Annotated in this window: 21 protein-coding genes; 7 read left to right on the plus strand and 14 right to left on the minus strand. The window is 59.5% G+C overall.

From position 1 onward, the window contains the following. The first annotated feature begins 87 nt into the window (after positions 1–87). Positions 88–1,230: a glutamate--cysteine ligase gene (locus ACR9WD_RS11270; RefSeq protein WP_066140672.1), complete on the plus strand. Its 1,143-nt coding sequence runs from the start codon at positions 88–90 to the stop codon at positions 1,228–1,230. 27 nt (positions 1,231–1,257) lie between these two features. Here the strand turns inward: ACR9WD_RS11270 and ACR9WD_RS11275 are convergent, their stop codons facing one another. Beyond that, the gene (locus tag ACR9WD_RS11275) at positions 1,258–1,932 is read right to left on the minus strand and encodes a FadR/GntR family transcriptional regulator (RefSeq protein WP_434922102.1); all 675 of its coding nucleotides are present in this window, start codon (positions 1,930–1,932) and stop codon (positions 1,258–1,260) included. Continuing rightward, positions 1,929–3,164, minus strand: coding sequence for an MFS transporter (locus ACR9WD_RS11280; protein WP_434922103.1), 1,236 nt, complete (start codon positions 3,162–3,164; stop codon positions 1,929–1,931). The genes ACR9WD_RS11275 and ACR9WD_RS11280 overlap by 4 nt, the downstream gene beginning before the upstream one ends. Before the next feature lie 298 nt (positions 3,165–3,462). Between ACR9WD_RS11280 and ACR9WD_RS11285 the strand changes: the two genes are divergently transcribed. Further along, entirely contained in the window at positions 3,463–4,596 is a 1,134-nt protein-coding gene (locus tag ACR9WD_RS11285; RefSeq protein ID WP_434922104.1) for a metallophosphoesterase family protein, read from the plus strand. 152 nt (positions 4,597–4,748) lie between these two features. On the opposite strand, the gene tsaD is transcribed toward ACR9WD_RS11285, so the two are convergent. The 7 genes from tsaD to coaA form a co-directional block, all read right to left on the minus strand. Next, the gene (gene tsaD, locus ACR9WD_RS11290) at positions 4,749–5,819 is read right to left on the minus strand and encodes a tRNA (adenosine(37)-N6)-threonylcarbamoyltransferase complex transferase subunit TsaD (RefSeq protein ID WP_434922105.1); all 1,071 of its coding nucleotides are present in this window, start codon (positions 5,817–5,819) and stop codon (positions 4,749–4,751) included. Continuing rightward, a complete protein-coding gene (gene rimI, locus ACR9WD_RS11295; RefSeq protein WP_434922106.1) occupies positions 5,816–6,307 on the minus strand; it encodes a ribosomal protein S18-alanine N-acetyltransferase in 492 nt (163 codons plus the stop codon). The genes tsaD and rimI overlap by 4 nt, the downstream gene beginning before the upstream one ends. Beyond that, the gene (gene tsaB, locus ACR9WD_RS11300) at positions 6,304–6,981 is read right to left on the minus strand and encodes a tRNA (adenosine(37)-N6)-threonylcarbamoyltransferase complex dimerization subunit type 1 TsaB (RefSeq protein ID WP_434922107.1); all 678 of its coding nucleotides are present in this window, start codon (positions 6,979–6,981) and stop codon (positions 6,304–6,306) included. The genes rimI and tsaB overlap by 4 nt, the downstream gene beginning before the upstream one ends. Continuing rightward, positions 6,974–7,552: a tRNA (adenosine(37)-N6)-threonylcarbamoyltransferase complex ATPase subunit type 1 TsaE gene (gene tsaE / locus ACR9WD_RS11305; protein WP_073705907.1), complete on the minus strand. Its 579-nt coding sequence runs from the start codon at positions 7,550–7,552 to the stop codon at positions 6,974–6,976. Before tsaE ends, tsaB begins: the two co-directional genes overlap by 8 nt. Continuing rightward, positions 7,545–8,744 carry an alanine racemase gene (gene alr / locus ACR9WD_RS11310; protein WP_038992322.1) on the minus strand — a complete coding sequence of 400 codons (1,200 nt, stop codon included), beginning with the start codon at positions 8,742–8,744 and terminating at the stop codon, positions 7,545–7,547. The genes tsaE and alr overlap by 8 nt, the downstream gene beginning before the upstream one ends. A gap of 146 nt (positions 8,745–8,890) precedes the next feature. Next, positions 8,891–9,289: a large conductance mechanosensitive channel protein MscL gene (gene mscL, locus ACR9WD_RS11315; RefSeq protein WP_038992164.1), complete on the minus strand. Its 399-nt coding sequence runs from the start codon at positions 9,287–9,289 to the stop codon at positions 8,891–8,893. A 110-nt stretch (positions 9,290–9,399) separates the two neighbouring features. Continuing rightward, the gene (gene coaA / locus ACR9WD_RS11320) at positions 9,400–10,359 is read right to left on the minus strand and encodes a type I pantothenate kinase (protein WP_434923208.1); all 960 of its coding nucleotides are present in this window, start codon (positions 10,357–10,359) and stop codon (positions 9,400–9,402) included. Between the two features lie 167 nt (positions 10,360–10,526). Here coaA and glmS point away from each other — a divergent pair, with 167 nt between their 5' ends. The 3 genes from glmS to ACR9WD_RS11335 all read left to right on the plus strand — a co-directional run bounded on the left by glmS (position 10,527) and on the right by ACR9WD_RS11335 (position 14,446). Beyond that, positions 10,527–12,398 (plus strand): glutamine--fructose-6-phosphate transaminase (isomerizing), encoded by a 1,872-nt coding sequence (glmS, locus tag ACR9WD_RS11325; protein WP_038992166.1) that lies wholly within the window; start codon positions 10,527–10,529, stop codon positions 12,396–12,398. A gap of 87 nt (positions 12,399–12,485) precedes the next feature. Beyond that, positions 12,486–12,836, plus strand: coding sequence for a holo-ACP synthase (locus ACR9WD_RS11330; RefSeq protein WP_434922108.1), 351 nt, complete (start codon positions 12,486–12,488; stop codon positions 12,834–12,836). Between the two features lie 83 nt (positions 12,837–12,919). Further along, a complete protein-coding gene (locus tag ACR9WD_RS11335) occupies positions 12,920–14,446 on the plus strand; it encodes an NAD(P)H-hydrate dehydratase (protein ID WP_434922109.1) in 1,527 nt (508 codons plus the stop codon). 75 nt (positions 14,447–14,521) lie between these two features. Here ACR9WD_RS11335 and ACR9WD_RS11340 read toward each other — a convergent pair whose 3' ends face one another. The 5 genes from ACR9WD_RS11340 to truA all read right to left on the minus strand — a co-directional run bounded on the left by ACR9WD_RS11340 (position 14,522) and on the right by truA (position 19,799). Next, positions 14,522–15,892, minus strand: coding sequence for a UDP-glucose dehydrogenase family protein (locus ACR9WD_RS11340; RefSeq protein WP_434922110.1), 1,371 nt, complete (start codon positions 15,890–15,892; stop codon positions 14,522–14,524). A gap of 148 nt (positions 15,893–16,040) precedes the next feature. After that, positions 16,041–17,387 carry a phosphoglucosamine mutase gene (gene glmM, locus ACR9WD_RS11345; RefSeq protein WP_066140711.1) on the minus strand — a complete coding sequence of 449 codons (1,347 nt, stop codon included), beginning with the start codon at positions 17,385–17,387 and terminating at the stop codon, positions 16,041–16,043. Between the two features lie 169 nt (positions 17,388–17,556). Next, a complete protein-coding gene (gene rpsI / locus ACR9WD_RS11350) occupies positions 17,557–18,057 on the minus strand; it encodes a 30S ribosomal protein S9 (protein WP_052253868.1) in 501 nt (166 codons plus the stop codon). Between the two features lie 38 nt (positions 18,058–18,095). Then, positions 18,096–18,539: a 50S ribosomal protein L13 gene (gene rplM, locus ACR9WD_RS11355; protein WP_038992172.1), complete on the minus strand. Its 444-nt coding sequence runs from the start codon at positions 18,537–18,539 to the stop codon at positions 18,096–18,098. Positions 18,540–18,863: 324 nt separating this feature from the next. After that, positions 18,864–19,799, minus strand: coding sequence for a tRNA pseudouridine(38-40) synthase TruA (truA, locus tag ACR9WD_RS11360; RefSeq protein WP_434922111.1), 936 nt, complete (start codon positions 19,797–19,799; stop codon positions 18,864–18,866). A gap of 10 nt (positions 19,800–19,809) precedes the next feature. On the opposite strand from truA, the gene ACR9WD_RS11365 reads away from it, so the two are divergent. Next, a complete protein-coding gene (locus tag ACR9WD_RS11365) occupies positions 19,810–20,418 on the plus strand; it encodes a hypothetical protein (protein WP_434922112.1) in 609 nt (202 codons plus the stop codon). A gap of 124 nt (positions 20,419–20,542) precedes the next feature. Next, entirely contained in the window at positions 20,543–20,983 is a 441-nt protein-coding gene (locus tag ACR9WD_RS11370) for a hypothetical protein (RefSeq protein ID WP_143180986.1), read from the plus strand. Positions 20,984–21,128: the final 145 nt, after the last annotated feature.

Below are 21,128 nucleotides of genomic sequence, written 5' to 3' on the forward strand. Positions count from 1 at the left end.
GGAGAATCACCGGGCACTCGGTGCGTACTCCATCCGTTTGGTTCGGCTCCGGAGCAGTCCGTCCGAGATGTCATCAATAGGAGCGCCGTGCAGAAAATCGAGTTCGCCCAGTCTTCCCAATCCACCATCGGTGTCGAGTGGGAAATTGCCTTGGTCAATCGCGAAAGTGCGGACTTGTGCTCGGTTGCCGAGAACATTCTCAACCAGCTCAAGGACGAGGCCGGCCTCGCCCATGATGAAGAGCATCCCACGGTGAAGCCGGAGCTGCTGATGAATACCGTCGAGGTAGTCACCGGTGTCCACACCACCGTGGCCGATGCGGCCGAGGAACTGCGCACCAATGTGCGCATGCTCAACGAGGTGGCGGGCAATCACGGGGTGGACTTGTACTCTGCAGGTTCGCATCCGTTTGCCGCACCGACCTTGCAGCCGGTGACGGACAAAGACCGCTACGCCAAGCTGATTGACCGTACCCAGTGGTGGGGACGGCAGATGGTGATCTACGGCGTGCACGTACATGTGGGACTCGATGACCGCGAGAAGGCTCTGCCCATCACCGACGGGCTGATCAACTACCAGCCGCATTTCCAGGCCCTCAGCGCTTCCAGCCCCTACTGGGGCGGGGAAGACACCGGCTACGCGTCGCAGCGTTCGCTGATGTTCCAGCAGCTGCCGGCGGCAGGGATTCCTTTCCACTTCGATTCGTGGTCCGAGTACGAAGCCCACGTGGCAGACATGCTGCACACCGGGGTCATTGACGATGTCTCAGAAATTCGTTGGGATGTGCGACCGGTGCCGCGTTTGGGCACCGTGGAAATGCGCATCTGCGATGGCGTCAGCTCGCTGGAGGACATTGCCGCGATCACCGCGCTGACCCAGTGCCTGGTGCACGACATGTCGCTGTCCATCGAAGCCGGCTACAAGATTCCGGTCATGCCGGCCTGGTTCCGTGTGGAGAACAAGTGGCGCGCCGCCCGCTACGGACTGGATGCCATCATCATCCTCAATGCGCAGGGCGATGAGATGCTGGTGACCGACCACCTGCGCTCAGAGGTCAAGCGACTGGCGCCGATCGCCGAGCAGCTGGGGTGCTCCGAAGAATTGCAGGGCATCATCCGCTTGATCGAGCGCGGTGCCGAATACCAGCTGCAGCGCAATACTTTTGCGGCTGCGGGCGGGGACTTCAAGGCCGTGGTGCAGGAAAACGTGAGCCGAATGAAGGCCGTCTAGCTTGGGCAGGACCGCAATGGTCGCAAATTACGGCATCCAGCTCATGCAGTAGTCGAGGTTCTTGATGACGGTTCTGGCGGCGGCTTCAGGGTCGCCTGCCTGGATTGCGTCCACCAATGATTCGTGGCCCTCGTGCATGCAGCCATCGAATCCATCGGAAAGCCGCTGGACCATCTTGGTTCCGTGGAAGACATCCCCGAAGCTCTCATAGATCTCGCTCATCAGCGGCACTCCGGATGCCCGCGCCACTTCCAAATGGAACTTCCAATCGGCTTGCGCCCAGGCCGGATAGTCCCGGGCTTCCCACGCCTCGCTTCGCTGGCTCAGCAGCGTGCGCAGCTTTTCGATGACTTTCGCATCAGCAGCTTTCGCTGCGAGCCGGGCCGACTGGGTATCGAGGGCGAAGCGCACCTGGAGCACGTCCTGGTCGGAGTGGTCTCGAAACACGCGTTGAGCGGTGCCGCTGATCTCGCTGGTCGCACGCACATAGGTCCCATCACCGCGGCGAACCTCGAAGATGCCAGTACTGGCCAGCGCCTTGATGGCTTCGCGCACGGTCCCCCGGGAGACACCCATTTCAGCCATCAGCTCGGGCTCTGCCGGTATCCGTTCCCCGACCTTCCAGCGGCCTTGGGCTACGGCGGCCTGCAACTTCGCTCCGACCTCTTCGGACAACGGCGGACGCAACGGGGTCTTGCTCATGAGCGCTCCACTTCGGCATCGCTGTCGACTTCAATCAGCTGGTGCTCATCGGTTTCGGTACGCAAGCCGCCGAGCTTGAAGCAGAACAACAGCTGCATCACGGAGAAGCCAATGATGATCACTAGGCCAGCCGTCCACGACCCCAAAGCACCTTGCATGAGTCCCAGTGCGAAAGGGCCGATGGCCGCAAGCAGGTAGCCGACAGATTGGGCCACGGTGGACAGTGCAGTGGTTTCCGCTGCGCTGCCGCCGCTGCGGCTGATCATGAGCATCACCAGCGGGAACACCCCGAAACCCAGGCCGATGAGGATCGAGCTGATCAAGGACAGCTCCACTGACAACAGCAGCAACGCGATAAAGCCAAGGACAGAGCAACTGGTCGTCAGCAGGAAGGCACTGCGCAGCAAGGTCGGCTTCGACGCCATCCAGAGCATGATCATGACTGCCGGAATGCTGACGCCCTGCACGATGCCCAGCATCAATCCGGCATCAACTGGCTCCAACCCGCGCGAAATGAGAATGTGCGGCAGCCAGCTGACCACGGTGTAGACCAGCAGCGACTGGAGAGCGAAAACAGCGGTGAACAGCAAGCCCTTGCGCGTGGCCAGCAGTGGCCAAGGGGAAACATGCGTGCCTTTTTCAACGGCGGAACGCTTCCCGGAGATGGACAGCGGCACCATGACCAGCAAAGCCATGCCTGCGGGAATAGCCCACAAGGCCAAGGCGGTTGTCGGAGAACCTGCCTGAACCGCCAGTGGAACGCTGACCGCCGAGGCCAGCGTCGCGCCGATGGACATGGTTGTCGTGTAAGCAGCAGTCATCGAAGCAGCACGATTCCTGTGGTGCTCTCGGATGAACGATGGCATCGCCACATTGCAGATGGCCAAACCGCACATGCCCATAACGGTGCCGGCCAGCAAAGCCCAGGTTGAATCGACAACACGCAGGGCGAGGCCTGCGGTGAGCAGCAGCAAGGACAGCGCTATGCCCAGTTCCAGGCCGGTCCAGCGGATCACCAGGCTCGTTGCCGCGCCAGCTACGGCAAAGCACAAAACCGGGATGGTGGGCAGCAACGAAGCGACGAACGTCCCGTACCCCATCATCTCCTGCAGGTCATGGAATAGCGGCGATGCCGAGGCAATGCCCATGCGCAGGTTCAGGCCCACGAGAATAACGGCTGCTACAGCGAGTGCACCAGCCAGCCATGGGGATTTGCGTGGAAGGTTGGCCACTGGAGGAAGCACTGATTCAGAGGAGTTGTCGATCACGATTAAACATTAGACGTTTGATGTTTAGCTCCACGAATCCTGTGACTATTTCGACTTTCTAACCGGTACCAGCCCGAAAGACGCAAGTTCGCCCATTTTATTTATGCACAACAATGCCTGCGGACTACCAATGTTCACCAACCGGTCACTAGGCGTCCATACGCTCTAGGAGTTACCGGCCGGCTCACTATTCAGCTGGCTACCTATCAAAGTGAAAGGCAGTTCTTTGAGCACTCCGTCTTCTGTCCCCCGTCGTGGAGTATTGATTGGCAGCACGGCTGCCGCGATTACCGGTCTTTTCGCCGCTAGCGGCACCGCAGCAGCTGCTGCTCCAGCCAAGAAGTCCACGGCATCTGCCCCGAAGCTCAAGTTCGCTGCCGACGGCAAATTCAAGATCGTCCAGTTCAATGACACCCAGGATGGGCCACGCACCGACCGACGCACGCTTGAACTGATGAATAAGGTGCTCGATACCGAGAAGCCGGGCTTCGCACTCATCAACGGCGACGTCATCAACGGTTCCCCGAAAACCGTCACTGAGGTCAAGCAAGCTATCAACAACGTGGTGCAGCCAATGGAATCGCGGGGCATCCCCTGGGCTTTGACTTTTGGCAACCATGACGAGGATTCGATGCCCAACGGCACGAATATGTCCGATGCCAAGATCCTCGATTTCATTCGCGGGTACGAGTTCAATGTCAACGCGAAGAATGACAAGATCCAGGGCGAGTCGAACTCCCAGCTGCTGATCGCCTCGTCCAAGAACGCCAAGCCCGCCTTCGGCATTTGGCTGCTCGACTCGAATCGCTACGCGCCAGATGCCATTGGAGGCCAGGATTTCGAAGGTCTCATGTCCTACGACTGGATCCGTCCGGAGCAGATCGCGTGGTACCGCAACGCGTCCAAGGCCACCGAATCACGCTACGGCAAGGTCCAGTCATTGATGTTCTTCCACATCCCGCTGTGGGAGCACCACCACATGTGGTACGGAGCCCAGTTCACTTCGAATGATGCCGACCATGAGAAGGCCGTCAAGAAGCACTCCATCGAGGGAGTCAAGAACGAGGGCATCTACACCGCTGCGTTCAACTCGGGCATGTTCACTGCCCTGCAGGAACGCGGAGATGTGCGTGGCGTGTACTGCGGCCACGACCACATCAACACCTTCAAGGGCGACTACTACGGCATCGAGCTGGGCTACGCGCCAGGTACCGGATTCGGCACCTACGGATTAGGCGGTACCGAGAAACACGAGCTTCGTGGCGCCCGCGTCTTCGAACTCGACGAGAATAGGGACGGGGTCTATACCGGAACCCGCACCATCTTTGCCAAGGATCTGGGCATCGATATGGGCACCAAGGCCCAGCCGATCGACGAGCCGCTTCCTCTTCCATAGCAGTGAGGCCTGCTGGACGCTGAATAACCAGCGTGCAGCAGGCCATCTGAACCGAAAAGCACAGGCATAATGGCGTTCCGGTATTTGCCTAAGCCTCCCAGGGACTAGAGGACCAGTACGAGTATCCGGTTCTAAGAAATGCAGATCTGCACTTACCGCAAGGTGATCTGCGTGACCGGCTGCGACGAGTCTGTAGCGAAATCCAGTCCCGACGGAGCCACGCCGTCAGCGACCAACTGTGCGCCGAGCGCCGCGACCATGCCGCCGTTATCCGTGCAGAGGCTGAACGGCGGAACCACGAGTTCGATTCCCGCCGAGGTGCAACGCGCTGACAGCAGTTCGCGCAGGCGGGTATTAGCTGCGACTCCCCCGCCCAAAAGCAAGGTCTTCAGGCCTTGTTCTTGCATGGCGCGCACAGCCTTCGAGGTGATGACATCCACGACTGCTTCCTGGAATGAAGCGGCAATGTCGGCGACGGGGACCTCTTCGCCGTTGGTCTCGAAGTGCTCTACGCAACGGGCTACAGCAGTTTTGAGCCCTGAGAACGAGAAGTTGTTGCGGTGCTTGCCAGGGTTCTCGGCGCTGCCGACGAACTTCGGCAAGGACAAGCCGCGAGGGAAGCGGAATGCCTTGCGGTCTCCGTCCTTGGCCGCTTTGTCGATGGCTGGCCCGCCGGGATACCCCAGGCCCAGCAGACGAGCAGTCTTGTCATAGGCTTCGCCGGCCGCATCATCAATCGTGGAGCCCAGCAGCTGCACATCGTTGGTCAGCGAGGTGACTTTCAAGATTTCGGTATGCCCGCCCGAGACCAGCAAAGCGCCGAAGGTCGGTGGCAATACGGTTCCTTCGAGAACACCTACGCCAACGTGGGCAACCAGGTGATTGATGCCGTAGAGCGGTTTGCCTGTTGCCAGGGCCAAGGCTTTGGCCGCTGAAACGCCTACCATTAGGGCACCGGCCAGGCCCGGACCACTGGTTACGGCGATGGCATCAATATCGTCAAGAGCCAGTTCGGCTGTGTCCAACGCGGACTGCAAGGTTGGCACGAATGCTTCCAAGTGTGCACGGGCCGCGATCTCGGGAATGACACCGCCAAAGCGCACGTGCTCATCCATGGAGCTGGAGACAGCGTTGGCCAGAAGCTTGTTGCCGCGCACGATGCCTACGCCGGTTTCGTCGCAAGAGGACTCAATGCCTAGTACTACGGGTTCGTTGAAGCTCATGCGTTGCGTTCTTCCTCTTGTCCCTGCTGTGCATCCAGCGGGAGTCTCATAATTAGTGCATCGACCCCGCCCTTGTAGTACCCCTTGCGGCGATGGATGGTGGTGAATCCAAAGGATTCATACAGGCCAATGGCGGTGGGGTTGTCAAAGCGAACTTCGAGCATCACATCCAGCGCGTTTTTCTCGCCCGCCGTCTGGATGAGCAATGACAACAGCTTGCGTCCCAAGCCCCGGCCTTGGTAATCAGGGTGAAGGGCAATGGTCTGGACATCGGCTATCGGCAAGACCACGCAAAGCCCTGCATAGCCGACAACTCGACCAGCGTCCTCATAGACCCAGTAGGTTCGGGTATCGCGCTGCGCCAGCTCGGATTCGAAACCGGCAAGCGGCCATGCATCCTCGGGAAAAAGCTGCTGCTCCAGATCGTGGACGGCTTTCAGATCATCCGGCTGCATGCGGCGCAGGAGAACCTCATGCTGCTCGCTCACGCCTTGGCCTGCTTCATGAAGGCAGGAACCTGCGCATCGGATTCGCGAAGATACTGAGGCGAAGTATCTGAGAGGTCCTTGCCTCCAGCGAGGTCGCTCAATGCCCGACGGGCCAGGAAGCCGGCGTCGGCAATCCATTCGAAGGACTCAGGCATCGGCTTGGCACCGGCTTCCTCAAGCTGCTCGGCGTAGATGCCGGCCCCGACACCGAAAACTGGCATCGCTGGAAGAGCTGACGCTGCTGAAACGTGCGGCCCTCCAACCATGGTTCCGGAATTGTCGTAGCGTGCCCAGTAGACTTCTTTACGTCGTGCGTCCGAGGCGACAACGAATTCAGCAGGAACATCGCTGGACTCGAGCACCTGTTCGGCGAGCGCATGCAACGACATCACTCCGTGCACAGGTACTTGCCATACGAATCCGAAAGTACGCGCGGCCACCAAGCCAACGCGCAGGCCGGTGAAAGGACCCGGGCCAACGCCGACGATGATTCCCGCAAGGTCTTGGCCCTTCTGGCCGTGGGTGTCCAATAGCTCCTTGACGTATGCCGACAAGGTTTCGGTCTGGTCGTTTCCCTTGGAGGAAACACGCTTGTCGACAAGTAAACCGGTGGTTTCGTCAACTAGTGCCACCGATGCGTTGGCAGAGGTGTCGATTGCTAAGTAATTAGACATGTTTTTCTTCCGTGCGCTGTACAGAAACCGCAGACAGCAATGAATCTTTCAGCTGGGCAAAGGCATCTTCGTCCCAGCGCGGGCCGATAGCTTTCAGGCTGAACAACCGCGGCTCATCCAGTTCCTCTTCAGCTTCTTCCCATGGATTGCCGACTGGTGCGGCCAGGGCTTCGCGATCCAGCTGGATTTCCAAGCGTGAATCGGTAAGGTGTTCGACCTTCCCCAAGCCCCATTCCACGACGGTAACTGAATCTGCCAGCGTGGATTCAAGATCCAGGGTGTCCACGTCATCATGGTCCTTGAGACGGTAGGCATCTACGTGGATCAGACCGGGTCCATCCCCAAGTGATGGGTGCTGGCGAGCCAGTACGAACGTCGGGGAGATGATTCCTTCACGGACGTTCAGTCCCACGCCCAGCGACTGGGTCAGCGTGGTCTTGCCAGCGCCAAGGGCACCGGTAAGGATGACGAGGTCGCCGGCTTTGAGCTGAGCACCCAAGGCTTCGCCCATTGCTTCGGTGACGGTGAGGTCATCGAGCTGGCAGGAGAACTCCGATACCGGGTTATTCACCGGCCTCACCCCAGCTGCCTTCAATGTAGTAGCGAGGTACACGTGGCGAGATGCGGGTTACCACTTCGTAGTTGATGGTGTTCGCTGCGTAAGCCCAGGTGTTGACCGACTGCCCGCCGTCACCGAAGATAATTGCTTCAGCTCCCAGGAATTCTTCTGGGTTGATATCTGATCCCAAATCGATGACGCACTGGTCCATGGCAATGCGACCACGTACTGGATAGGTGCGCCCATTGACAGTCACTGGAGCACCGGTTGCGATCCTTGGCAGTCCATCGGCATAACCCATGGGGATCAGGCCGAGGTAGGTTTCGCCTTCGGTCTTGTAATTCAGGCCATAGGAAACACCCTGCCCCGGGTGAACCTTCTTGACATTCGCAACCCGGGTCTTCACTGTCATGGCTGGGCGCAGCCCGAAGCTCTCTGGCGATTCACCGTCAAACGGGCTAAGTCCATACAGGCCCAGACCCAGGCGCACCATTTCGTGATGTGAATCCGGTCGAGAAAGGATGCCAGGAGTGTTGGCGATATGACGCACTTCCAAATCGAAGCCAGCAGCTTCCACCAGTTCTATGGCCCTGTCGAAGACTTCCAGCTGCTCATCGGTTTCCGGGCGTTCAGGTTCATCTGCCACCGCCAGGTGGGAGAAGATGCCAACTACACGCAATAACCCTTCTTCCTGGAAATCGCTGGCGCGGTTCAGCAGATCCGGCAGGGCATCCATGGTGGAGCCATTGCGGCCAAGCCCGGTATCTACCTTGATGTGGATCCGTGCCGGAGTCTGCACAGCACGAGCCGCGGCGGCAACGTATTCAAGTTCCCAGCCTGAAACACCGAGGTCAAGACCGGCGTCTATGGCGGCCTCGAACGGGGTGTCTTCGGTATGCAGCCAAGCCATCATGGGCGCATCGACTCCCGCGTCGCGCAGGGCGAGTGCTTCAGTGACATGGGCGCAACCTATCCACCGGGCTCCGCCTTCCAAGGCAGCCTTGGCTACCGGGATGGCACCGTGCCCGTACGCGTCAGCTTTGACGACGGCCATGACTGCAGCTGGGGCCACAACATCAGATATCTGCTTGACGTTGTTGCGGATGGCCGACAGGTCAATGACTGCGCGGCGTTCAAAGCCGATCGCCTGTGCACTGCTGGTGCTGTTTGTCAGGTTGCTTTCTTCAAGCGCTTCAGAGTTCACCCATTCATCTTCGCACTTTTCTGAACCACTTGCCTTGTTCACCCATGCGCAGTTCGGCACATGATGCTGGTTAAAGCCGGAAGGAGCGGGTTCGAACAACTTTGCTGTTCGAACCCGCTCCTTGAAGACGGATGTTTTATCGGGGGTTAGCGAAGAGTCTTCAGCTCATCGCGGATCTGGGCAAGCAGCTCCAGCTGTGGATCTACTTCTTCCTCAGGCTCTTCTGCACCTGCAGCACGGCGCGCTGCGATGCGCTCGTTCAGCTTGGTCATTGGCAGAACCAACGCGAAGTAAACGGCTGCGGCAATCAGCAGGAAGTTGACCAGCGCGGTCAGGAAGACGCCGAACTTGATCTCTACCCCGTTAATAGTGAGCAACAGGAAGTCGTCGAAGCTTGGTGAACCAACCAGGGCGGCAATCAACGGCATCAGCACATTGTCGACCAAGGCGGTAACTACGGCGCCGAAGGCAGCGCCGATAACAACGGCAACGGCCAAATCGACAACGTTGCCCTTCATAATAAAATCGCGGAAACCTTTTAGCATGGTTAGAGCATACACAGGAAAATCACAGCACCACTACGATTTTGTAGAGCGATTTCCAATAGTTCGGCAAATTCACAGAATTCGTTTGCTTAAAAATCAGCTGAAGAAGCCTAGATTTTCCGCAACAGCATTCGCCGCACCGAATGATCGGCTGATTTGCGCAGTACCAATTGCGCCCGTCCTCGCGTGGGCAAGACGTTCTCCTTGAGATTCGGTTCATTGATGCGCTTCCAAATGCCGTGCGCGGTTTCCCGCGCTTCCACATCGGTGAGCTGGGAATAGCGATGGAAGTAGCTCGCCGGGTCGGAGAAGGCTCCCGAGCGCAGGCGCATGAATCTTTTGATGTACCACTCTTCGATATCCGCCGTACGGGCATCGACATATACGGAGAAGTCGAAGAAATCGCTCAGCGCGAGTCCCACGGTTCCATCGGAACGAGTTCGCGCTGGCTGCAGCACGTTCAATCCCTCGACAATGAGCACCTGCGGCGAGCGGATCACATTGCGCTCCCCCGGGATGATGTCGTAGGTCAGGTGCGAATACACCGGGGCACTGACTACTGGGGCACCAGACTTCACTGCCGAGACGAAGCGCAGCAATGCACGACGGTCATAGGATTCAGGGAAACCCTTGCGGTGCATGATGCCGCGGCGCTCAAGCTCCGCATTGGGGTACAGGAAACCGTCAGTGGTGATGAGCTGGACATCAGGAGTATGCGGCCAGCGGCGCAGCATTTCCTGCAATACACGAGCGGTCGTGGATTTTCCCACGGCAACGGATCCGGCGACGCCAATGACAAAAGGCGTCCGATTGGTCTGCTCACCCAGGAAGGTAGTAGTCGCCTGATGCGTTGCACCGGCTCCCTCCACGTACAGCGACAGCAGGCGGCTCAGTGGCAGGTAGACGTCGCGGACCTCCTGGAGGTCCAGCTGATCGCCGAGGCCGCGAAGACGTTCGATGTCGGAGTAGTTCAGCGGCTGTTCCATCTTGTTGGACAGTCGCGCCCATGTCTCTCGTTCAAGTTCAACAAACGGCGAGATGGATGATTCTAGTGTTCCGTGTGGTTCCACGAGGGTAAATTCTGCCAAGAATATGCTCCACATCCCAATTAACAAAATCAACAAGGCAATTAGTTTCGGTGAAATACGGCGGCCTGGTGAGCTAAGACATAGGTAATTTTGAGTGCTGTGCCACGATTATTCCCATCGATGGGGATTGAACCGGTAGGATTTTTCCCATGTGCGGAATTGTTGGATATGCAGGAACCTCGAGCCAGATCGCCGAGCACGGCGCCCTCGACGTTCTAATTGAAGGTTTGCGTCGTTTGGAATACCGAGGCTACGACTCGGCTGGAGTCGCGGTAGTTGCCGACGGCGCCATTCATTCTCGGAAGAAGGCCGGCAAGCTGGTCAACCTTGAAAATGAAATTGCCGAGTCCCCTTTGCCTCAGTCGATGACCGGCATTGGGCATACCCGTTGGGCAACCCACGGTGGACCGAGCGATCAAAACGCTCACCCTCACCTGGCCGATGGTGGCAAGCTTGCCATGATCCACAACGGAATTATTGAAAACTTCGCCGGCATCAAGGCCGGTTTGGCAGCCGAGGGCGTTGAATTCCTCTCGGATACCGATACCGAGGTTGCCGCAGCGCTGCTGGGCAAGCTCTACAGCACCGAGGCGGAGGGCGATTTGACCCGCGCCATGCAGCTTGCTGTTCAGCAGCTGGAAGGTGCTTTCACCCTCTTGGCCGTTCACCAGGACCACCCAGGCGTTGTCGTCGCGGCCCGCCGCAATTCCCCTCTCGTTCTGGGCCTGGGCGAAGGCGAGAACTTCCTGGGTTCGGACGTCTCCGGCTTCATCGACTTCACCCGTCGCGCCGTCGAGCTGGGCCAGGACCAGATCGTTACCATCACCCCGGATACCCACTCCATCACCGATTTCGAAGGCAACCCTGCCGAAGGCAAGGAATTCACCGTTGACTGGGACGCAGCCAGCGCTGAAAAGGGCGGCTTCCCATCCTTCATGGAGAAGGAAATCTTCGACCAGCCGGCAGCTGTTGCCGATACCCTGCTGGGCCGCTCGGACGCCGATGGCCGTCTGACCCTGGACGAACTGCGAATCGCTCCGGAAGAGCTGGCTGCCATCTCCAAGATCGTGGTTCTTGCTTGCGGCACTTCGGCCTACGCCGGCTCCGTTGCCAAGTACGCGATCGAGTCCTGGTGCCGTATCCCGGTCGAGGTCGAGCTCTCCCACGAGTTCCGCTACCGCGAGCCAATCGTTGACGACAAGACCCTGATCGTTTCGATCTCCCAGTCCGGCGAAACCATGGACACCCTGATGGCCGTGCGTTACGCCAAGGAGCAGGGCGCCAAGACCATGTCGATCTGCAACACCAACGGATCGACCATCCCGCGCGAGTCGGATGCCGTGCTGTACACCCACGCGGGTCCAGAAATCGCAGTGGCTTCCACCAAGGCATTCCTGGCGCAGATCACCGCGACCTACCTGCTGGGCCTGTACCTGGCGCAGTTGCGCGGCAACCTGTTCCAGGGCCAGATCAAGGACATCCTTGCCGACCTGGGCAAGATCCCTTCCAAGATCCAGGACATCCTGGACCGTGCGGACGAGATCAAGGATCTGGCACGCAACATGTCGGAAGCCAACTCCGTGCTGTTCCTGGGCCGCCACGTCGGCTACCCGGTGGCAATGGAAGGCGCCTTGAAGCTCAAGGAAATCGCCTACATCCACGCCGAAGGCTTCGCCGCCGGCGAGCTGAAGCACGGTCCTATCGCGCTGATCGACGACGGCCAGCCGGTGTTCGTGGTAGTGCCTTCCCCTCGTGGCCGCGACTCGCTGCACTCCAAGGTTGTCTCCAATATCCAGGAAGTCCGCGCCCGTGGCGCCAAGACCTTGGTTATTGCCGAAGACGGCGATTCCGCCGTCAAGGACTTCTCCGAGTGGGTCTTCTACGTACCAGAAACCCCAACCCTGCTGATGCCGCTGCTGGCCACCGTGCCACTGCAGATCTTCGCTTGCGAGCTGGCATCCGCGAAGGGCTTCGACGTTGACCAGCCACGTAACCTGGCCAAGTCTGTGACCGTGGAGTAATCCACCCAGCATGAATCATTGCGGGCATTCCCTTTCGGGAGTGCCCGCAATTTTTTTGCCTTGCAGGCACTGGATAAACTGATAGGCATGATTGCAGGTATTGGAGTGGACATCGTTGATGTGCCACGTTTCGGTCGTCAGCTCGAGAAGACTCCACGGTTGCGCGACCGGCTCTTCACCGAAGAAGAACGGGACCTGCCCCTGCGTTCTCTTGCAGCCCGTTTCGCAGCCAAGGAAGCAATCGCCAAAGCACTGGGCGCTCCTTCCGGGATGAACTGGCAGGACTGCACCATCCGCAAGGACGAAGCCGGTGATCCCCAGATTCACAACACCGGCTCAGTGGCCGCAGCCAGCGAGCTGCGCGGCATCAAATCCTGGCACCTGACCATGTCCCACGATGGCGACATGGCGATCGCAATGGTGGTTGCCGAACGCTGAGCACCAACGCCACGACGAAGGAATAACGACACGTATCTCATTAAATAGGGCATCGCACAGAAGCCTTGAGTATTGTTTGTCTTATGATTCCTGTCTACAGTGTTGCGCAAATTCGTGCGGTTGAAGCCCAGGAGAAATCCAAGCGTGGCGAGACCAGCTTAATGAAGCAAGCCGCCGCCCATTTGGCTTCAACGGCTGTCGCCATGCTGGCCGAAGGACACAGCACCGAACCGGCGTTCGTGGTCGGACTGATCGGCCCGGGCAACAACGGTGGCGATGGCTTGTATGCACTGGCAGAGCTTCAGCAGCAGAAGATTTCCACGCTGGCTCTGCAATGCCACGAGCAGATTAACGCAGAGGCTGCTGCAGCGTACCAAGCCGCCGGCGGCACCATACTGGATCTGTCAGATGGCGACGGCGAACTAGCGAATGCCTCGCTCGTTATCGACGCCATCTATGGTCTTGGATATCGAGCCGGTTCCGAGGTGCCGCCGGTTCCGGCTGGCGTACGGGTGCTGGCTTGCGATGTTCCCTCAGGGTTGGACCCTGAAACCGGCGTTGCGCAGGACTCGGTTCTCCGAGCTGAACGCACGGTGACCTTCGGCGCCATAAAGGCCGGCCTGCTGTCCGTGGATGGACCGCTGGTTACCGGCGAGATCACCGTGGCTGATCTGGAATTCGACTTTTCTTCCGTCCAGCCCGGCACCCAGCTAGTGGACGAGCAGGCTGCCCGCGAGCTGCTGGACCAGCACCGCTCCTGGCGGGATGCCGGACGCCACAAATACCAGCGTGGAGTCCTTGGCCTCATCGCCGGTTCCGACCTGTATCCCGGAGCTGCCCAGCTGACTGCCAAGGCCGCCGTGGCTTGCGGGGTCGGGCTGCTCCGCACGCACGTACCCGATTCCATCCAGCCGCTTATGGCAGTCTCCGTGCCGGAGTCCGTGCCGTTGGATGATGAGCAGATCAAGGAAGCGCTGTCATTCTCGCGCCGCCAGATCCACGGCAAGAGCGCCAAGATCAAGGCGTGGGCTATTGGTCCGGGCTTGGATGGACGCACTCCCCCAACTGGCGCCATCGCTGATGTCTTCGCCAGCCCCCAGCCAGCTGTCATCGACGCATCCGGCCTGGATGTGGTTCCTGCCGGGCCCAGCGAGCAGCCCCGCGTGCTGACGCCCCATGCAAAGGAACTTCGTATGCTGCTCGGCCGCGCGGGCGTGAAGATCACCCCTGATGAGCTTTCCCAGGACCCGATTCGCTGGACCCGTTGGGCCGCCTTGGCTTACAACGCTGTAGTCCTGCTCAAGGGCCCGACCAGCTACATTGTTGCGCCTAACGGCGACAGCCTGATGGTGAGCCACTCAGCACCAGAACTGGCCACTGCGGGCAGCGGAGACGTCTTGACCGGCATCCTCGGCTACATGCTCTCCGACAGCTCGCTGACGGGCACTGAAGGCCTGCGAACCGTGCCCAACCGCCGCATGATGGAGTTGACTGCGTGCGCGGCGTACATCCACGGCCATCTGGGCCGGGTGACCGCCGCGGACGGCACCGTGAATGCTTCTCGCCTGATCGATAATCTTCCCAAGGTCATGAAGCAGTTCGGCTTCTAGCCTGCGTAGGCAACACGTAGAAGGGGCGGTTCTCCTAATGCGGAGAACCGCCCCTTCCATGTCCGGCTACACCGTTCAGGCCTGCGCCAGAATCGAGGTGGTCGCCGGAGCCATGTTGCCCAGCTCGAAGTACTCTCCCGGGCCGGTGATGGTCCAGCCCTGCTTCCGCCATTCTGGGCGGTCCAGGACATTGCGACCGTCGATTAGCTGCTTGCTTGCAACCACGTCGGCAAGGTCGGACGGGTTCATTTCCCGGAACTCGTTCCATTCGGTCAGCACCAAGGTCAAATCTGCCTTCTGCGCGGCTTCCTTGCAGGAGTCCACATAGTTCAAGCGCGGGAAGCGCCGGGCAGCGTTGGCGTTGCCTTCTGGGTCGTAGACCGAGACTTCAGCGCCTTCGTTGTACAGGCGTACGGCGATATCCAGGGCTGGAGAGTCGCGCACGTCGTCGCTGTCCGGCTTGAAGGTCACGCCGAGTACGCACACTTGCTTGCCTGCCAGCTCGTTGCCGAGCATGTGCGAGGCGAGCGAGACCACGCGGTCGCGGCGGCGCAGGTTGATCTGGTCGACTTCTGCCAAGAAGCCCATGGTCTGGCTCAACCCAAGCTCGCTGACCCGGGCTTGGAGCGCGCGGATGTCCTTCGGCAGGCATCCACCGCCAAACCCCACCCCGGCGTTCAGGAACCGGCGTCCAATGCGCTTATCGTGCCCAATGGCGTCGGCGAGGACCTTGATGTCGCCACCCACGGTCTCCGTGACTTCGGCAAAAGCATTGATGAAGGAAATCTTGGTAGCCAGGAAGGCGTTGGCCGCGACCTTGACCAGTTCCGCGGTTTCCAGATCCGTGGCGATCTCCGGCGTGTCCAAGGCGAGGATCGGAGCATAGACTTTGCGCAGCAGTTCCAGGCCTCGCCCATCCTGCAATCCATAGACCAGCCGGTCGGGGCGCAGGGTGTCCTGGACAGCAAAACCCTCACGCAGGAATTCTGGATTCCAGGCCAGCGCTATGTCGCTTCCCTGCTTGGCAGATTGGGCAATCTTCTCGCTCAGCCGTCGTGCGGTGCCTACCGGGACGGTGGACTTGCCGACAATCAGCGCTTCGCCGGTGATATGCTCCAGCAGGGAGTCCACGGAACCATCGACGTAGGACATGTCTGCGGACTGCGAATCAGCACGCTGCGGCGTTCCCACGGTGATGAAGTGGATATCCGCGCCGGCAGCGACTTCTGCGTAACTGTCGGTGAACCGCAGGCGCCCGGAGGCCACGTGCTTGCGCAGCAGCTCGGGCAGGCCCGGCTCGTGGAAAGGCAGAACACCAGCGGCCAAGGCTTCGAGCTTGGCCGTGTCCACGTCCAGTCCAATGACTTCATAGCCCAGTTCAGCCATGCAGGCGGCATGGGTTGCACCGAGGTAGCCGGTGCCGATCACGCTGATGCGTAGAGTCACGAAAGTCCTTCTCTCCGAGAACGCGAACCCAGATCGGTTCCTACTAGTTAGCATGCCACACCCCCGCAACGTGTTCCGGTATGGAACGCGCTGCGGGGGTGTGAGTTTTCTTGATATTTACGTAGTGGTTGCTGGGCAGTTGCGGAGCCTAGAGGGACAGGTGCTCCTTGACCGACTCGGCCAGGGTTTCAGCTTCTGTCTGGGCCTGGTCGTGGGTAGCCGCCTCGACCATGACGCGGACTACAGGTTCGGTCCCCGATGGGCGCAAGAGCACTCGACCGGTGGTGCCCAAGCGGGCCTCGGCGGCGGCAACAGCGTCCTGCAGCGGATCGCAGTCCGGAACTCCGGCCTTGTCGACGCCGCGTACATTGATCAGGACCTGCGGCAGGACTGTCAGCACAGCAGCAAGTTCCTTCAAGGTCTTGCCGGTAGCCTTCACACGAGCCGCGATCATCAGGCCGGTCAGGACACCGTCGCCGGTGGTGGCGTGCTTGGAGAAGATCACGTGGCCGGACTGCTCGCCGCCCAGGGAGAAGTCGCCTTCACGCATGCCTTCGAGCACGTAGCGGTCACCCACGCCGGTCTGCTTGACGGTGATGCCTGCAGCTTCCATGGCCAGGGTCAGGCCGAGGTTGCTCATCACGGTGGCAACGAGGGTGTTGTCCTTCAGCTCGCCGCGGTCCTTCATGTCCAGTGCCATGATGGCCATGATCTGGTCGCCGTCAACGATCGTGCCTTCATGGTCAACGGCCAGGCAGCGGTCGGCGTCGCCGTCGTGGGCGATGCCCAAGTCCGCTCCGTGCTCCAGCACAGCGGCCTGCAGCTTCTCCAGATGGGTGGAGCCGTAGCCGTCATTGATGTTGATGCCATCCGGATCTGCGCCGATGACGATGGTTTCGGCGCCGGCAGCCTTGAAGACCTCCGGGGAGCATCCCGAAGCAGCGCCGTGGGCGCAGTCCAGGACTACCTTCAAGCCCTCGAGCCGGTTAGGCAGTGCCTGCAGCAGGTGCATGATGTAGCGGTCTTCAGCGTCGGCGAAACGCGAGACACGTCCTACTTCGCCGCCGGTTGGGCGTGGCTTTGGCATCTTCAAGCAGGCTTCGATGGCGTCTTCCAACGCATCGTCCAGCTTCTTGCCGCCACGGGCCAAGAACTTAATACCGTTATCCGGAGCCGCGTTGTGCGAGGCGGAAATCATGACGCCGAAGTCAGCGTTCAAGTCCCCTACCAGGAATGCCGCCGCGGGAGTGGGCAGCGTGCCGGCATCCATCACGTCGACGCCGGAGGCAGCCAGGCCGGCCTCGATTGCGGCGGACAGGAAGTCACCGCTGATGCGCGGATCCTTGGCAACCACTGCGACTGGCTTGTAGCCGTCCTCTGGTTGGCTCAAGCCCAGCACCACGGATGCCGCCTGCGCCAGTTCCAGCGCGAGCTCGGGAGTTAACAGTTCGTTTGCTTTTCCTCGGACCCCATCGGTCCCAAATAACCTTGCCATCGCATTCAATCATATGCCCTCTGCATTGATTTAAATGGCTCAAAGCCCCGGAATAACAGTGATATGAGAAAAGTTTAATAGCATTTTGAGTTCCTCGGCGTTAAATGCCAAAGGGCCCTGGCATCCTTTGCAGGATGACAGGGCCCTTGGAAAGACCTTGAAGTAAGGTTTAGCGCTTCGAGAACTGCGAAGCCTTGCGTGCCTTCTTCAGACCAGCCTTCTTACGCTCGATGACGCGTGCGTCGCGGGTCAGGTAACCGGCCTTCTTCAGGGTGGCGCGGTTCGCGTCGCGGTCGATCTCGTTCAGGGCGCGGGCGATGCCCAGGCGCAGTGCGCCAGCCTGACCGGAGATGCCGCCGCCGTTGATGCGTGCGATAACGTCGTATGCGCCTTCCAGACCCAGAACCTTGAATGGTTCGTTAACATCCTGCTGGTGCAGCTTGTTTGGGAAGAAGTTGTCCAGCTCGCGACCGTTTACGGTCCACTTGCCGGAGCCTGGTACCAGGCGAACGCGGGCGATAGCCTGCTTGCGACGGCCAACAGCCGCACCTGGCACGGTCAGTGGAGCGCGCTCGGTGTCAGCAACAACAGTCGAAGCTGCGGTCTCGGTAGTGTAGGTCGAAGGGGTCTCACCCTCGAATTCAGTGGTTTCTTCAGCGTTCTGAGCCACGATAATCTCCTATTAAGTATTTCTTCTCGGGGCCAGGACTACTGAGCGACCTGGGTGATTTCCAGTGCCTTCGGCGACTGAGCAGCGTGTGGGTGCTCTGCGCCGCGGTATACCTTCAGCTTCGACAGCTGGGCATCCGAAAGCTTGTTCTTAGGCAGCATGCCCTTGATAGCCTTCTCAACAGCCAGTACTGGGTTCTTTTCCAGCAGGTCTGCGTAGTTGATGCTCTTCAGGCCACCTGGGAAACCGGAGTGGCGGTAAGCGCGCTTGTTCAGCAGCTTCTTACCGGTCAGTGCAACCTTGTCTGCATTGATGATGATGACATGGTCGCCCATGTCCATGTGTGCAGCATAGGTTGGCTTGTGCTTGCCGCGCAGCAGGGTTGCGGCCTGGACGGCGAGACGGCCGAGCACTACGTCGGTGGCGTCAATGACATACCACTGACGAGTCTGGTCAGCCGGCTTTGGGGTGTACGTACGCACAGTAATTGCCTTACGTTGATTCGTTTCTGGTCAAACAGTCGCTTGGCTGAAGGCGGTGAGATCCCCCAGTGACAGGCACTGTCGTGTTGTTCTTGTGTTTAGACCAGTACGTCAGGTGAGGACTGATGATAACCGGCCGTCCATATGCTGTTCGCACACCCAGCAGACCAGCGACTATGCAACTAAGCCGTCACGCTTGGGCGTGTAGTGTCGAACGTGGACATACACAACTCATAAAAGTTTAGCGGATTAAAGTGTTTCCGGCCAAAAAAGGATGTATGCCGTGAGCAACAACACCCTTAAGATTCCGGGGTTCAACGCCAATCAGCCTTCCGAGCGGGCCGTATCTGCTTCATCATCGGTGCGCAGCGCGCGGGTTCTAAGTGCCCGCTCTGCCAGCTCTCCCGCTTCCGGATAATAGACCTCTTCGAGAACCAGCGCCCGCGGGTGCGAAAGCTTGGTCTTCGAGTCACGGACCATCTGCGCCAGCCGCTGGGCCAAGAAGCCCGGCTGCTCACGCCCGTCCCCCACCATCATTGCGGCGCCAATCAGCGCACGGACCATATTGTGGCAGAAGGCATCGGCCTTCAGGTGCGCCAGCACCAGGCCGTCGGCACCGCGGGTGAAGGAGAATTCCTGCAAGGTGCGAATGGTCGTGGCGTGCGGACGAGGCTTGCAGTAGGACAAGAAGTCATGGCGGCCCAGCACGCTTTGCGCCTCGCGATTCATGGCCTCGACATCGAGCTCTTCGCGGTGCCATGCGGTCAGGTGTCGGGTCAGCGGATCCCAGCGCTGCTGGCCATCGGCGATCCGGTAGGAATAGCGGCGGGCCAGCGCCGAGAACCGGGCGTCGAAGCCTTCTGGAGCACGCTCGGCTTCATGGACCCACACGGCACCCTCTTGGCGGCCAAGAATGCCATTGATGCGGCGTACGAGCGCTGGGCCGGGAGCCAGGGGCGCCTTGCGCGGCAGGCCCGCGTATTCGTCATCTGTCAGGTCGAAATGCACCACCTGGTGGCGCGCATGCACGCCTGCGTCGGTGCGGCCGGCGACAACTACTCGCACACGGCGGCGGACCAGCATTTCCAATGCTTCCTCAACCAGCTGCTGCACGCCTAGGACATTGGGCTGGCGCGCCCAACCGCTGTAGGCGGCGCCGTCGTATCCGAGGACCATGCGCATCCGGATCCACGCTGGTGCGGCAGTAGCCCCCAATGCGTTGGTGCCCATGGGATCGATGCTCTCTGGCTGGATACTCATGCATTCAATTATGCGTAAGGACCTGCGCAACCGTCGAATCAATGGCCGCCTTCCGGCCGGTTATCCACAGGCGCAAAAACGCGGGACTCCCGCGGAGGTAGCCTGTGTGCATCCAACGTCCTGCCGCTTAGGCGGCAAAGCCATCATCACCGTTCTAAGGACTTCCCATGCGAAGGACTACCGCAAGCATCATTGGAGCATCAACCGCCTTGGGTTTTGCTTGAGTGGCTGCAGTTCCGGCCAGCTGAACACCGAGCAGTCATGCGACCTGCTTCATGAATTGGCTATCGATCAATCGATCGGGGACAAGTGGGGGCTGGCATATATGGGCGCTATTGAGGAAGACACGCAACCTGTCGTAGATGTCATGGAAGCCACCATCGGCATCTACCAAGAAGTTTCCGAGCAGACCAGCAATGGGAAACTGCGCACTGCATTGGACTCAGAAATCAGCAGGTTCCAAGACTTCGTCGACCTCATTGAGGGCCGCGCTTTCGATGATCCAACGTTCGGGGCAGACCTTGAAGCGGCCGCGGTCGATCTGACAGATCAATATTCGGACTATGTGGATCAGACCTGCCCAATTTCCGGTGAGGAATCCGGCACGGTCGAACCGTAAATAGGATTCGTCCGCAGACCCAAGCACGTCACACACCGCCTGCAGTAAATCCTGACTATAGAATAATCAAGTAGTCATCAATGGCTACCCTGCTAGACCAGCGGTTCATCATCTAAGGATCTCCATGCTGAAAAAGTTCGCGGCACCTGCCGCTGCGCTCGCGCTCGCTTCACTCATGCTCACTGGTTGCGGTGCTGGAAAAATGTCCACCGAGGACACCTGCTCCTTTATCAATGACCAGGTAGTCCAGCGCGATCTGCAAAAGAAGGCGGATGATTCCAGCGCAAAACTCATGGTGGGCGAAACTTCGGCATACGTCGAGGTCATGCATGAGTTCAATGCCATTTTGGGTGAAGCCGCGGAAAATACCAAGGACAGCAAGCTTGCCACGTCCTTGAACGCAGCTGCCGGGCAGAACAAGGAAATGGCAGACTTGTTGGCTGAAGCAGACGGCACCAATATGATGGAGATTTCGCAAAAAGTCGCCGAGCTCGACACTGCCGAAGCCTCAGAGGCTACTGAATACCTGAATACGGCATGCCCGGACATGGATTCGTTCAGCTAGGAAATTCCACGTTGCGGATGCTCGAGACCTGCCATCTGACGGGCACGCGCTCCGGCATTCATCACTGAACAGGCTTAAACAAAAGATTCCCGTTGGTTCCTTGCGGATCCAACGGGACTCTTTTTGCCCTTGCAGGCGAGGGAGC

Origin of the sequence: Glutamicibacter sp. PAEs-4, from assembly GCF_051161755.1 — a bacterium.
Lineage (GTDB): Bacteria > Actinomycetota > Actinomycetes > Actinomycetales > Micrococcaceae > Glutamicibacter > Glutamicibacter nicotianae.